A 14,259-nucleotide genomic window follows, 5' to 3' on the forward strand; every position below is an offset into this window, starting at 1 on the left:
TCCCCCAGTAATGGATAGCTTAACGCGGAATAAAAATGGTATTAAGCAGCTTCGATTTGGTTAGGCACAAGCTATCTCACATATTAAGCAATGCGTCGTAGCCTGCTGATCATCTCAGATTTTTGTTGGCATTGCTGCTAATAAACATTTCATTTTTTTCTTCTGAAATTATTTCTAAAAAGCGCTCATAATGCTTCAAAACATCACTTATCAGCTCATTTTTTGTAAAATACTGGATATCATAACCCTCACGAGCATCTCCAAAATAAGATTTCGGAAAATAAGTTTTCTTATCGGCTATATCAGGGAGATTTTCTTCTTCGACGACATAATCGGACACCACTTTAAAATGATTTTTGACCCCATATATAAAATTGTTGATTAGGTCGTGTCGGATTTCAATAGCTATCCGATTTGGTTTATCCGACTCATGAATCTTTGATTCAATACCATTCTCCTTAAACTCAGCATGCAAATCTTCGAACGCTGCCTTCACTGTACTCCTCATAAATTCATCCACCGACTCACGGCTTTTAAAAGAAACAATCTGTTGCAGGCGATCTTTCCAAAATTCGCCCGACCAGGGCACAGTACTCACCGAAAAATCACGCTCATAATAACTTCGGTCAATCGTCAATGCTTTTACCAAACTGACGCAAAAAAGCAACATGATAATTGAAAATGGCAATGCTGTTATAAGTGTCATAGTTTGTAATGCCTGCAGTCCACCCGTGTTCAATAACATGAGCGCTAAGATGGCCAACAAAGCGCCCCAAAAAACCATTTGCCATTTTGGGGACTTTGGAGCATTCTTGGTAGCAATACTATTCATAACAAATATGCCCGAATCAGCCGAGGTTACAAAAAAGATAATAATAATAAGGATAACTAGATAACTGACAATTTCCGACAAAGGCAAGTAGTCTAAAAATCGAAACATCAAGGCATCTGGATTATCTGCTAAAGAACTCAAAGCGCCTTTAGCGATATTAATATCAAACCACATGGCACTATTTCCAAAAACAGACATCCAGATAAAATTAAATATGGTCGGAATAATAAGTACCGCAGCAATAAATTCACGAATGGTCCGCCCTTTGGAAATTTTAGCAATAAACAGCCCCACATAGGGAGACCATGATATCCACCAGGCCCAGTATAGAATTGTCCAGTTATAAAACCAGGGTAATGTTGCCTCGTCATAAACATGTGTATCAAAAGTCAAACTAAAGAAATTGTTTACATAATTGCCTATTCCTTCTGTAAAACTGCCAATAAGGTAAACTGTAGGTCCAAAGAAAAGAACAAATAGCAACAGAATAATAACAGTTAGTATATTGATATTACTTAATATCTTTACACCTTTATCGACCCCTGAGGTGGCAGATAAAACAGCCAACATCGTTAACACGCCAACAATCATGATCTGATAGGTAAAATTATTATCGGGTACTAGACCCAGGGTCTGCAAGCCAGCATTTACTTGAACCACTCCGAACCCCAACGTAGTCGTGATACCGAAAAATGTACTGCAAAGTGCAAATACATCAATCGCATTACCCCATTTTCCATTGATTTTGTTTTTCAATAAAGGATAGAAGCAACTACGAAGTGAAAGCGGAAGCCGATAGCGGTATGCAAAATATGATAATGCCAAACCGACCACACCATAAATTGCCCAAGCATGTATACCCCAATGAAAAAAAGTATACAGCTGCGCATTTTTGGCTCGGTTAATATAGTGATTACCGGCAAAAGCCTCGGTCGAAAAATGTTGCATCGGCTCTGCGACACTGAAATACATCAATCCGATTCCCATACCTGCAGCAAATAACATAGAAATCCAAGAAAAGAAGGTATATTCTGGCTTACTGTCGTTACTTCCGAGCTTGATATTACCAAACTTGCTAAACATGAGGTAAACCAGGAAAATGACAAAAAGTGTCACAGCCCAGACATATACCCAATTGAGGTTCACAAAGATAAACTGTTTTATTGTATCTAGAATACTTACTGTCAACGTTGGAAAAAACACCGCTAGCAGGCAAACCCCTATAATGAAGAGCAGGCTTGGAATAATGATTCCTTTATTAAATGTCGATTTTGACAAAATCAATTGAATTAAATTTGGTTTACATTATGGTCTTTCGACCAATCATTACGTTAATCGTATGCATTATTACGCACAAATCATGCATTGCTGCGAATATGGATATCCCTTTGTGGAAATGGTATTTCAATACCAGCTTGATCCAATGCCTCTTTACAATTAATAATCAACTGTTCCTGCATGGTCCAAAAGTTTTCGTTTGACGTGGTGACACGCACCGAAAGATTAATTGCGCTGTCGCCAAGTTCGGTTACCACAACCTGCGGAGCTGGCTCCTTAAAAGCATAATCATTATTTCGAACCACTTCCATCAGAATTTCTTTCGCCTGTTTTAAGTCAGCGTTGTAGGCGACACCAATATCGAACCAAGTGCGGCGTGTGCCCAACTGGGTATAATTTGTAATGCTGCTATTAGACAATACCCCATTTGGAACTACCACTTGCTGATTTTGAGGCGTATTTAATTTGGTATTGAAAATATCAATTTCGGTGACCGTACCCGAAACATTTGAACTGGACGTGATATAATCCCCTACCCGAAAAGGTTTCAATAACAAGATCAGTATTCCACCGGCAAAATTGGATAAAGATCCCTGCAGGGCCAAACCTATGGCTAAACCTGCAGCTCCAATAATGGCAACAAATGCTGAGGTTTGAACGCCCAACTGTGTGACTACAACGATAAATAACAATATATTTAAAATCCAGCTGATCAGATTACTTAAAAAACGCTGCAAGGAGACATCCATCTGCCGGCGTTCGAAAGCCTTATCAATCATGCGCTTGACCAGTCGAATGATCCATGATCCAATTAAATATATCAGTAAAGCTGAAATTACGGCAGTAATAATTCGTGGTGCCCAGGCAATGGCTGAGGAAATAAAATTATTCCAATGTTCCTGGACGTCGTTCAATGCTAAATTGTTCATAGTTATATTTTATTAAAAATGTAAGGCGTAGGGCTTAATATATTTATTTATTGTTATAATCACAAATTAATATACCAATGATTATAATTTCAACAATTAGTTTGCCTAATTGTTTGTTAAAAACCCAAAAACGAAATTTATCTTTTTCAGGTTTGAAAACCTGTAGCTATTATACCACGCTTTTCCAAATAATTTGGTCGTATGCTCTATAAGATAAAGGATGTTTACTATATTCGTTTAAATCTAAGGTGAAAAGTGTATGAATAAAATTTTGAGCTTTTTTGATCTGCATCAAGGTGAAGAAAAAAAGGAGACGGTATTAGAAAACGTCGTTGCAAACATTTCCTTTCGGGGTTCCAATGCTTGGATCTTGGCCTGTGCTATTGTCATAGCTTCTGTGGGCTTAAATGTCAACTCAACAGCAGTAATTATTGGAGCTATGTTGATTTCTCCACTTATGGGCCCTATCGTCGGAGCAGGATTCGCATTAGGAACATTTGATTTTCCTTTGCTTAAAAAATCCATTAAAAATCTACTGATTGCGACAGTCATCAGTCTTGTTGTATCTTTTATCTATTTCCTGCTTAGTCCATTCAAAGAAGCCCAATCCGAATTGCTCGCGCGCACATCTCCAAATATTTATGATGTAATGATTGCCATATTTGGTGGCCTCGTGGGCGTTATAGCCATTACTCGGGTTGACAAAGGCAATCCAATCCCTGGGGTAGCCATTGCAACAGCCCTTATGCCTCCCCTATGTACAGCGGGCTATGGTCTTGCAATTGGCAATTTTGCCTATTTTGCAGGGGCATTGTTTTTGTATATTATCAACTGTGTATTTATCTGTATAGCGACTTTTATTATTGTTAAATATTTGCGTTATCCAAAAACTCATTATGTAGATCAGCAACGAGAAAAAAGGATTACGCAAAGCATAACAATTATCACGCTAACGCTCGTCATACCAAGTATATATTTTGCTTACAATCTGCTGCAGGAAAAAAAATACACCAATAAAGTGAAGCAATTTGTACAGCAGGAACTAAGCAACAAAGGGTATACTGTCATTTATGAAAAAATGCAGCTCAACAGTAAACCGAAAAAGCTAGAATTAGCCTTTTTGGCAAAAAAGTTCAGTAGTCAAGAGATAAAATCATTGGAACAAACAATGCATACATTCGGAATTGAAAACACCAAACTTATTATTCACCAAGATAGCCTGGATTTAAAGTCTAGTATTCTTAGCGAAATAGACAAACGTACCGCAGCTGTCAGTGAGAAAGATCTAACGATTCGCGCGTTAAACAACGAACTTACAAAATACCAGGTCGTAAGTCCGGAGCTCGATCGGGATATTAAGGTTCTGTTCCCTGAATTAAATTCATATAGCATGGGAATGCAACAGCATTACGCAAAAACCGATAGCGTGGCAAATCTCATTGCATTTATTTATACTTCCCCCGCCGCGTTAACACAAATCCAACAAGATAAATTGCAAAAATGGCTAAAAAACCACTTTCCAAAAGACAGTGTCGAAATCATTAAAAGATAGCATTAGAGGAACGCTTTGATATGATCGTTGTAGCCATAAATCACCAAAATATCTCCTTCCCGCAATCGCGTATCCGGACGAGGAATACCATGGAGTACTGTGGTTACAACACTTTTTCCAAATGAAGTCTTTTTTTCCGTATTTTTTAATATCGTAAGCACTAATAGTTCATACTTTTCTCGGAAACCGATCTCCTGAATCGTTTGTCCTACATATTTTTTAGGGACGATGGCTTCTACAATCGAATAATTACTATTAAGTTCAAAAGAATCTACAAACCCTGTCATACACAAGCGCTTGGACCACCGTTCTGCAGACTCTTCTTCCGGATGAGCTATCTCTGACACCCCTAGCGCACCTAGTACTTTTTCATGCAGTCTGTTTACGGCCCTACTGATCAGGCGTTTCACGTTAGCCTCTTTACACAAAGCACTGACCATAATATTGGCACCTTCATCCTCACCGATTGCGACGACCACAACATCCGTATTTTTTAACGGTAAAGAGTGAAAAGCCGTTTCGTCGGTTGCGTCCAAACAAATCGTATGTGTAATCTTTTCCTTCAATGCCGTCACTTTAGCGATCTGACGATCAACACCTATTACTTCATTGCCTTGTGCAGTGAGCTTTTCTGCCAGAGAAGCTCCAAAGTTCCCCAATCCTAAAATGATAAATTTCATTCTTGTATGTTCTTTACAAATTATACGTACATCCCTTCCCATAGTTATTAAAACTAATACGGGAACCTTTACCTAATATATTGTCAATTCTTCTTCAGCATATCGATAGTGCGTATAGCGCGCCTTTTTGATAAAAGCGATTAATACCGATAGCATGGTTACTCGTCCAACAAACATCAAAAGAATTAATATGACTTTGCTTCCTTCCGCCAGATCACCTGTAACTCCCAAAGAAAGGCCAACGGTACTGTATGCCGAAAAACATTCAAATGCGATCTCTAACAAAGGCCGATTGCGCTCAAAAAATGAAATTGCGTATACTCCCATCCCTATAATTATAAGCGAGAGAAACATCGTAGCAAAAGCACGCTGAATTGAGATCCCTGCTATTTCGCGTCTAAATATTTCAGTTCGGTCTTTCCCTTTTGCCAAGCTGATCGCATTCAGTATGGCGAGCGCAAATGTACTCGTTTTTATCCCCCCGCCTGTGGAGTTTGGCGATGCTCCTATCCACATTAATAGCATAATAAACAAAATGCTTGAAAAATGCAGCTGTGCAAAATCAATACTGTTGAAGCCTGCCGTTCGCGGTGTTGTCGCCGTTGCGAAAGCTACTACCCATTTTCCTATACCACTATGATCAGCAAAAACATGATTATATTCGGAGATAAAGAGCACCAAAGTCGCAAACGCAGTGATACAAGACGTCGTAATCAGATTGAGCTTGCTGTTAATGGTCATTACCCAAGGACGGTAATAATTTTCCTTCGTTGTCCATTTATGGAACAACCTATTTATCAAGTGTTTGATATATTTAAGTACATTTATAACAATTGGAAATCCTAAACCGCCAAATATATATATACTGGCTACCGCCAGTTGGAACCCATAATTATAATAAACCTGTTGATGCATCAGGCCATTTGACAACGTCGAAAAACCAGCGTTGCAGAACGAAGACACCGAATGAAATACAGCAATAAAAATGCGTTCGGCAGTACCTGCCCCGTTAAAACCATCCATAGTCCAAAAGATGACGGCAGCACCGACAGCTTCTATTCCGAATGTAATTGCGATCGTGCGCTTGAGTAAAGTAAATACTTCACCCAGTCGTTGCGTGTTCGAGAAATCCCGTATGGCAAGCTGATTTTCATAACTGCTTCCCCCTTTTAAAAAATAGGCGAAAAGACCAGCAAAAGATAGTATTCCTATTCCACCAGCTTGAATCAGCAATAAAATAAAAACTTGGCCCCAGCCAGTGAAATGGGTAGCTGTGTCAACAACAACAAGCCCTGTAACACAAACTGCACTCGTTGCAGTGAAAAGCGAATCAGTCCAGGAGATTGGTTTATTAAGGGCAATGGGAAGTTTCAACAACATAGTTCCCATAACAATCAATGCCAAGAAACTAAAGATGAACAATTGCGCCGGATTATAGAATCGTTTTTTGATCAAAATATTTTAAGGTATACCGGTAAAATTAAAAAAAATAAATTATCCGGCGCAAGCCGGAAACAATATAAAAATTTTCAATAGCAAAAATATTCCTTGTAGATGCGGCAAAGGACACATATAAATTATACGTATTAGATATTTAAAATACATAAACAAAATCTATTCGATATTTAAAGCAGCCTTGGCTGGTTTTCCCTACTTTTAGCCAGCCTACGAATTCAATGATACAACATGGACGTAATAATCAATAAAATTTATGATATCATCTGGAGTGATGCACTTGTCTACCTCTGTCTACTGACGGGCATCTACTTTACGGTACGATTTCGCTGCCCGCAGCTTATGCAGATAAGAGAAATGGTGCGATTGCTATTTAATGGAAGCAGTTCCGACAAAGGCATCTCTTCGTTTCAGGCCTTTTCGCTTGCTATTTCGGGGCGCGTTGGCACAGGCAATATCGCTGGCGTCGCTACAGCGATTGCTATGGGCGGCCCAGGAGCTATTTTTTGGATGTGGGTAATTGCGTTTTTAGGCAGTGCGTCGGCCATTGTCGAAGCTACCCTTGGTCAGATGTACAAGGAGGTAAACGATGGCGAATACCGGGGCGGACCTGCATTCTACATCCTGAAAGGGTTACGATCCAAGACTTTTGCCTGGACCTTTGCAATCGTGACGATCATCAGTACCGGATTTTTATTGCCCGGTGTGCAGAGCAACAGTATCAGCGCAGCGGTCGAGTCCGCTTTCCATGTGTCGCCGAGTATCACCGGATTGGCTATTGCCGGGCTACTGGCGATTATTATCATCGGTGGAGTAAAACGGATCAGCACCGTTGCCGAATATGTTGTACCGTTTATGGCGGGCGCCTATATTCTTATGGCTTTAGTTATTATTGCCCTCAACTTCACGGAGATCCCTGGCGTCATCGCCCTGATTGTAAAATCGGCTTTGAACATGGAAGCTACTTTCGGCGCTATCGCCGGCATGGCAATTTCGTGGGGTGTTAAACGGGGTATCTATAGCAACGAGGCCGGACAGGGCACAGCACCACATGCGGCGGCAGCAGCCGAGGTATCCCATCCGATCAAGCAAGGCCTGGTACAGGGGTTTTCTGTTTACGTCGACACCATGTTTGTGTACACCGCAACAGCTTTGATGATTCTCTTTACAGGGCAATATAATGTTGAAAATCCAGCCGGAGGATTTCTCGTCCAACATCTTCCGGCGACGGAAATGGGACCCGCCTTTACCCAACAGGCCGTTTCACATCATTTCCCCAGCATTGGAAATGCTTTCGTCGCGTTGGCGCTGGCCTTTTTTGCGTTCACGACCATTATGGCTTATTACTATATCGCCGAAACCAACATCAGCTTTGTTAGCCGAAAAAAACAACATAAAACCGTGCTTATCTGGATTCTGCGACTGCTCATGTTAGTATCTACCTATGTCGGATGTATCAGTACAGCCAAATCTGCCTGGACACTGGGCGACATTGGTGTCGGGCTTATGGCTTGGCTCAACCTGATTGCAATACTCCTGCTTCACAAAAAAGTTGTCGCTATTTATGCAGACTATCGCGAGCAGCAGAAGTCCAAGAAAGACCCTGTATTCGACAATTCCAAATTTCAGTTTCCGAACATGGACCTATGGTCCAAAAAGAACACGCAACACCATGAGCCAATTGATTAATCTTACCGTATTTAAAAATTTTTTCAAGTCAAGTAACGCTGGCGGCATTTTATTATTTATCTGCGTCATTTTATCCCTCATCGTAGCCAATACCGCAGCTGGTCCTGGGCTGCAATCATTTTTGGATACACCCTTTGGTTTCGATTCTGACACCGTACATTTAAAATATAGCACACTGCTTTGGATCAATGATGGATTAATGGCTATCTTTTTTCTGCTCGTGGGACTGGAGATCAAGCGTGAGATCGTGGAAGGCGAACTCTCCTCGCCTAAACAAGCATCGCTCCCGATCCTTTGCGCTATTGGTGGCGCCATTGTACCGGCGCTCATCTTTTTAAGCTTCAATTCAGGGCAGGCGACAGCAGGTGGCTGGGGTATACCCATGGCGACAGATATCGCCTTTGCATTGGCCGTAATCGGTATGCTAGGTAACCGGATTCCAGCAAGTTTAAAGGTATTTTTGGCCGCTTTGGCTATCGTGGACGATCTGATCGCCATTTTGGTGATTGCTTTTTTCTATTCGTCGGGCATTGAAACCACCTACTTACTGTATGCAGGTATCGGTATGGTTATTCTGTTTGTCATGAACCGCATGAATATACAAAACCCCTATCTGTATCTGATACCAGGTGTATTTATCTGGTATTTTATTCATCATTCGGGTATACATGCTACTATTGCTGGTGTGATGGTGGCGATGACTATCCCGACCAATGATACAGACCTTGAGTCGCCCTTAGAACGTCTGGAGCATGCGCTTGTCAAGCCTGTCAATTTTTTTATTATACCCTTATTTGCATTTGCCAATACCAATATCAGCATTGAAAGCGAGATGCTTACAGGATTGGTCGCTCCGATGGGCCTGGGTATTAGCCTTGGCTTATTACTGGGCAAGCCGTTGGGCATTTTAATCATGACTTTTGTCTGCTCTAAACTGGGGATTAGTAGTCTCCCGGAAGGAAGCTCATTTAAACATATCCTGGGTGTAGGCTTATTGGCTGGAATTGGCTTTACCATGTCTATATTTATTTCCATCCTGTCCTTCAGCGATGCGCTGCATATCAATGAAGCGAAGTTATCGATTCTGCTGACCTCACTGCTGGCGGGAATTTTAGGTTATTTGGTATTGTCGGTGTTCGGCAAAAAAAGTCGTGTATAAGCCTATTTATGTAACAATACGTTAGTATTAATACCTACTATAAGACGATACAAATTATTTGCTTGCAATAATGACTATATTGGCGCACGCTACTTCATCTGTGCGTAAGTTAGTGTGCTGAATATTTCAAAAATGGCAAATTTTAAAAAGACTTTCTATAAAAAAATAGACCATATCAACCAATGGCGTATGAGAAAAGTTTCGAATCGGAACTTTATCATCATCTTGGCCTTTTTGGTCGGTATTGTTGGCGGGCTCATGGCATCCGTTTTAAAAAGACTGACTCATTTTATTGCGACAAGTATCCAGAACGATATTGACTGGAAATTAAAGTATTCTTTGTATCTGGTTTTTCCGTTGATCGGTATTCTGCTGAGTGTATTATTTGTCCGAAAATTTATCAAAGGCAAAAAGATAGAACATGGCATAACACCCATTATCTACGCGATCAGCCGAAAAGGAAGCCGACTGGATCCCAGTAATATTTATTCACAGGTGGTGACTTCAGCGATCACTGTCGGATTTGGAGGTTCCTGTGGTTTGGAGGCTCCCGTTGCCTTGGGCGGATCTTCTATTGGTTCAAACATTGCGCGTTTTTTTGGATTACAATATAAAGAAGTGACCATGCTACTGGCCTGCGGCGCAGCTGCAGGTATTGCTGGCGCATTTAATAGTCCTTTGGCAGGAATGATCTTTGCCATTGAAATTCTGCTACCCGAATTTTCCATCCCTGTGTTTATTCCACTGCTAATTTCCTCTGCAATGGCATCGGTGGTTTCGCGGCTGCTCTACAGTGAACCCCTATTTACGAACTTTAATTCCTACTGGCAGGTATCCGCCTTATTCTTCTACCTGCTAATGGCTGTACTGATAGGCTTATACACCGTATATTTTGCGCGCGTATCTGTCGTTGTCAACCAATGGTTTCGGAAAATCAAAAACCCTTATAACAAGGTATGGGTGAGCGGTGTTGCGCTGGGTCTTATGATCCTGGTATTTCCTGCGCTATACGGCGAGGGCTATCTGACCATACAGCAAATTTTGAATGGGCAGTTCAACGCAATTGTCAAGAATAGTTTATTCTCCGAATACCACAATATGGGTTTCGTAGTATTCGGTTATACCCTATTGACGCTCTTCGGAAAATCATTTGCCGCACTTTTTACCCTGAATGGTGGTGGCAATGGTGGCGTATTCGGCCCAAGTCTGGTTATGGGTGGACTAATGGGCTTTGCATTTTCTTATGGAATCAATCTGACAGGGTTTGCAGAGCTGAACGTTCCTAATTTTGTCGTAGCTGGCATGGCCGGTGCCCTGAGCGGCATCATGCATGCGCCTTTAACCGGCATGTTCCTTATTGCAGAGGTGACCGGAGGCTATACATTGATGGTTCCTTTGATGCTTGTATGTTCAATATCTTACCTTATCAATAGAACAGTGCTCAAACATTCGATCTATACCAAAGTGCTCGCAGAATCGGGAGACCTAATATCTTATGAAGATAAAGACCGTTCCGTATTAAGCATGATGCGCATCAAATACGTTCTGGAAACCAACTTTGTGATTTTACGTCCCGATGAAACCCCTAAATCTAGGCAGCACGATATTATTCATAGCAAAAGAAATATATTTCCTATTGTGAGCCATGATGGCAAATTCATCGGGCTGGTCAACAGCGAATATCTATTCTCGATTCTACTTGGCGAATTGGAAGGACTGGAAAGTACCTTTGAAAAACTCGCCCAGAAACCCAATGATATTGTGCTGATAAATGAAAATATGGAATCCGTGATGAACAAAATGAATAAAGAAGATACCTGGATCCTACCTGTGCTCGGACTTGAGAATAAGTATATGGGTTTTGTGTCAAAATCAAGTGTGTTTAATAAATATCGGGCATTGCTAATCCGCCAGGGGCATTATCTCGAATAGGAAACAATAAACATCCATTTAAGTTTAAAAATGGGAAGCACTATCCGTCAACTTTTAGCAACTCAACTATAGATTTCTATCGGTAACTGTATCGTATTGTCTGCTTCAGGTAAAAAAAGTACCATCATCCTAAAACGCTCTATCGATCTTTATGGAATTTCATAACTAGATATATCTTACCAATAACGAAGCAAAGAATCCCAATTTTTAAATTGATTAAAACCGATCTGGATCTTTACATCGTATATTAAAAAACAAGAATGGAAAACGCTATGAAACAGGTATTTTTATTATTATTACTAGGATTAGGCTTATTTATGCTCAGCAAATTTGGTTTTTCACAGAAAACTAATGATTCCAAAACAATTAAAAAACAAGCTATGAACCCTACTGGTGAGAACGAGCAGGTTATTTATTTTGCAGGGGGATGTTTTTGGGGTACGGAGCATTTTCTTAAGCAGGTCCGCGGGGTGACCGCTACCGAAGTTGGTTATGCCAATGGCAATCTAAAAAACCCAAGCTATGAGCAGGTTTCCACAGGAAAAACAGGCTTTGCGGAGACTGTCAAAGTCACTTACGATCCACAAGTCGTTGACTTAAAGCTGCTCGTAGATTTATTCCTAAAGACTATCGACCCGACCTCGCTCAATAAGCAAGGAAACGATATCGGAACACAATATCGTACCGGTATTTACTATACAAATGATTCAGCAATTCCGGTTATCAAGGAAAGCCTTGCCGAACTGGCCAAAAAATATCCGGCAAAAATAGTTGTTGAACTGGAACCCTTACAAAATTACTACGACGCTGAGACATACCATCAAAAATATCTCGACAAAAATCCAGGTGGCTACTGCCATATTGATCCGGAATTATTCGAGATGGCTCGCAAAGCCAATCCTTCTCCCGCCAAAGATACAGTTGTGTTACCGACCTACAAAAGAAAGGACAAGAGCACACTTAAAAAAGAACTTACAGCACTACAATATGATGTAACACAAAATCAGGCAACCGAGCGTGCATTCGATAATGCATACAATGATGAGTTCAGAGATGGAATTTATGTAGATATTACTACCGGTGAACCGCTATTTGTCTCGACCGACAAGTTTGAATCAGGCTGTGGATGGCCCAGCTTTTCCAAACCGATCAATCCAGACTTAGTCGAAGAATTAACTGATAATTCTCATGGCATGCGCCGCACGGAAGTACGTAGCAAAACTGGCGACGCTCACCTAGGACATGTCTTTGATGACGGCCCTGCCGACAAAGGGGGGCTACGCTATTGCATCAATAGTGCCTCTCTCCAATTTGTGCCTAAAGAAGAAATGAAAGCCAAGGGTTATGAAAAATATTTGCCCTTGCTAGCCAAGAAGTAAATGGTATATTTTAAAAGGCTCTTAGCAAAAACTGATGCAAGTCTGCATCAGTTTTTTTGTGCGCTGCTACCCCGAACAGTACCGTATTCATACAGCTGTGTTTTTTAAATAAAATCATAAATCCCATTTTTCCATCCCAATATTTTGGCGGAATCCGCATGTAGCCAGTTTTTCAGCACTGTTGCATATACTTTTCGAAAATCTTCCGTATACTGGAGATCCCCCTCATTGAGCTGGGTCAGGTCAGGCAAGGCATTGAGCAGGCCCTGTCTTTTCAAGCCTCCGGATAGAAAGAAAAGCTGGTTGGCCGTACCATGGTCTGTGCCATTGCTGGCATTCTGGGCCACCCTGCGCCCAAACTCCGAAAAGGTCATGAGCATGACATGCTGAAAAAGACCATTTTTCTTGAGGTCGTCCACAAAAGCTTCCACGGCATCATTGATGGTGTGGAATAGGCTCTCCTGCCGCTGCTGCTGATTGATATGCGTATCAAAACTACCGACCTGCAGATAATATACCTGTGTATTGATATCTGATTTAATTAAGGAAGATACCGTCTTCAGATCCTTTCCAAGCACAGAATCAGGGTACGCTGCCGCGGTCTTACTGGCTTTACTCTGTTCAAAAATATAATCGGCATTGTTTATCGTATCACCCAGGGTCTGATACAGATAGGCTACTGTTTCCTCTTCATGCTGATGCTGATGTTCCTGATAGAGTGTACTAAAGTACTCTTCACGGCTGGTCTGATAAAGCTTTTTGGGGTCTTTAAACGCAAACGCTTTTTTCTTTTTTCCCTTGAGAGCAAGACTTAGCATATCATTCACTTCGAGCGCCTGCGTCGGATGATCGCAGTCGTAACAGGCTTGATCCAGGTAGCGGCCTATCCAGCCACTCTCCAGATACTCATCGCTACGGCTCGCACTATGCCATATATCCATGCTGCGGAAATGCGATTTATTGGGATCGGGATAACCGACATTGTTGAGTACAGCCAGTTCGCCACGATCATAAAGTGTCTTGAAAAAAGATAAAGCCGGATGAATGCCCGCTTCATCCGTAAGGGCCAGCGCATTATTGACCGCAATCGTCTGCCGTTCCCGAAAATAAATATCATTGCGTATCGGCACAATAGTATTCAGCCCATCATTGCCGCCACTAAGCTGCAAGATGACCAACACCCTATTTCCCCTTTCCAGTGCTTCGGGCGAGGACATGGCTTTTAAGAAATTGGGCAGCAGCAGCGATGCTGTTGCGAGTGTACCTGCTTTGAGAAATTGGCGTCTTTTGATGAACATGGTTTCCTATTTACGATTAACAAAGTTGATATTCGGGGATGCTCATGACTTCAATAATAGTTCTACGCCGGCTTCC

At 41.3% G+C, this 14,259-nt stretch carries 10 protein-coding genes and 1 pseudogene; 6 read left to right on the forward strand and 5 right to left on the reverse strand.

Going from position 1 to position 14,259, the window contains the following annotated elements:
- Positions 1-109: 109 nt before the first annotated feature.
- Both B4Z47_RS16125 and B4Z47_RS16130 read right to left on the reverse strand, forming a co-directional pair.
- On the reverse strand, positions 110-2,110 hold the full coding sequence (locus B4Z47_RS16125) for a BCCT family transporter (RefSeq protein ID WP_286727623.1): 2,001 nt from the start codon (positions 2,108-2,110) through the stop codon (positions 110-112).
- An 80-nt stretch (positions 2,111-2,190) separates the two neighbouring features.
- Positions 2,191-3,039, reverse strand: a complete 849-nt coding sequence (locus B4Z47_RS16130; RefSeq protein ID WP_070566538.1) for a mechanosensitive ion channel family protein — start codon at positions 3,037-3,039, stop codon at positions 2,191-2,193.
- Between the two features lie 259 nt (positions 3,040-3,298).
- Here B4Z47_RS16130 and B4Z47_RS16135 point away from each other — a divergent pair, with 259 nt between their 5' ends.
- The gene (locus B4Z47_RS16135; protein ID WP_070566540.1) at positions 3,299-4,591 is read left to right on the forward strand and encodes a TIGR00341 family protein; all 1,293 of its coding nucleotides are present in this window, start codon (positions 3,299-3,301) and stop codon (positions 4,589-4,591) included.
- A gap of 2 nt (positions 4,592-4,593) precedes the next feature.
- Here B4Z47_RS16135 and B4Z47_RS16140 read toward each other — a convergent pair whose 3' ends face one another.
- Positions 4,594-5,271, reverse strand: a complete 678-nt coding sequence (locus B4Z47_RS16140) for a potassium channel family protein (protein WP_070566542.1) — start codon at positions 5,269-5,271, stop codon at positions 4,594-4,596.
- A 72-nt stretch (positions 5,272-5,343) separates the two neighbouring features.
- The gene (locus B4Z47_RS16145) at positions 5,344-6,726 is read right to left on the reverse strand and encodes a TrkH family potassium uptake protein (protein WP_286727624.1); all 1,383 of its coding nucleotides are present in this window, start codon (positions 6,724-6,726) and stop codon (positions 5,344-5,346) included.
- Positions 6,727-6,957: 231 nt separating this feature from the next.
- Here B4Z47_RS16145 and B4Z47_RS16150 point away from each other — a divergent pair, with 231 nt between their 5' ends.
- The 5 genes and pseudogenes from B4Z47_RS16150 to msrB all read left to right on the forward strand — a co-directional run bounded on the left by B4Z47_RS16150 (position 6,958) and on the right by msrB (position 12,885).
- Positions 6,958-8,415 carry an alanine/glycine:cation symporter family protein gene (locus B4Z47_RS16150; protein WP_286727625.1) on the forward strand — a complete coding sequence of 486 codons (1,458 nt, stop codon included), beginning with the start codon at positions 6,958-6,960 and terminating at the stop codon, positions 8,413-8,415.
- Positions 8,399-9,574, forward strand: coding sequence for a Na+/H+ antiporter NhaA (gene nhaA, locus B4Z47_RS16155; protein ID WP_286727626.1), 1,176 nt, complete (start codon positions 8,399-8,401; stop codon positions 9,572-9,574). The genes B4Z47_RS16150 and nhaA overlap by 17 nt, the downstream gene beginning before the upstream one ends.
- Before the next feature lie 132 nt (positions 9,575-9,706).
- Positions 9,707-11,506, forward strand: a complete 1,800-nt coding sequence (locus tag B4Z47_RS16160; protein WP_088161367.1) for a chloride channel protein — start codon at positions 9,707-9,709, stop codon at positions 11,504-11,506.
- A gap of 380 nt (positions 11,507-11,886) precedes the next feature.
- Positions 11,887-12,354: pseudogene (gene msrA / locus B4Z47_RS24595) on the forward strand (peptide-methionine (S)-S-oxide reductase MsrA); the annotation flags it as partial.
- Positions 12,355-12,387: 33 nt separating this feature from the next.
- Positions 12,388-12,885, forward strand: a complete 498-nt coding sequence (gene msrB, locus B4Z47_RS24600; protein ID WP_349675900.1) for a peptide-methionine (R)-S-oxide reductase MsrB — start codon at positions 12,388-12,390, stop codon at positions 12,883-12,885.
- Positions 12,886-12,989: 104 nt separating this feature from the next.
- Here the strand turns inward: msrB and B4Z47_RS16170 are convergent, their stop codons facing one another.
- Positions 12,990-14,183 (reverse strand): DUF1501 domain-containing protein, encoded by a 1,194-nt coding sequence (locus B4Z47_RS16170; RefSeq protein ID WP_286727628.1) that lies wholly within the window; start codon positions 14,181-14,183, stop codon positions 12,990-12,992.
- Positions 14,184-14,259: the final 76 nt, after the last annotated feature.

Origin of the sequence: Sphingobacterium sp. UBA2610 (genome assembly GCF_002339225.1) — a bacterium.
In the GTDB taxonomy this organism is placed as follows: Bacteria; Bacteroidota; Bacteroidia; order Sphingobacteriales; family Sphingobacteriaceae; genus Sphingobacterium; species Sphingobacterium multivorum.